1 protein-coding gene is annotated in these 262 nt (G+C 66.0%); it reads right to left on the reverse strand.

Going from position 1 to position 262, the window contains the following annotated elements:
- Positions 1–74 precede the first annotated feature (74 nt).
- Positions 75–262 (reverse strand): aminotransferase class I/II-fold pyridoxal phosphate-dependent enzyme (locus L981_RS34325; RefSeq protein ID WP_371258924.1); only part of this gene is annotated, 188 nt, incomplete at its 5' end.

Below are 262 nucleotides of genomic sequence, written 5' to 3' on the forward strand. Positions count from 1 at the left end.
CACGTCCCCTCTCCCCGCCTGCGGGGAGAGGGTTAGGGTGAGGGGCTTCTTTCAGATCGAGCGAACTCTTTCCCTCAGATCACGCCCAACTCGCGACCGACCTCTTCGAAGGCGGCAATCGCCCGCCGGACGTCCGCTTCGCTGTGGGCCGCCGACATCTGCGTGCGAATGCGCGCCTGGCCCTTCGGCACCACCGGGAAGGAGAAGCCGATGACGTAGACGCCCTTCTTCAGCATGCGTGCCGCCATCTCCTGGGCAAGGG

It is taken from the genome of Ensifer sp. ZNC0028 (genome assembly GCF_000799055.1).
In the GTDB taxonomy this organism is placed as follows: domain Bacteria; phylum Pseudomonadota; class Alphaproteobacteria; order Rhizobiales; family Rhizobiaceae; genus Ensifer.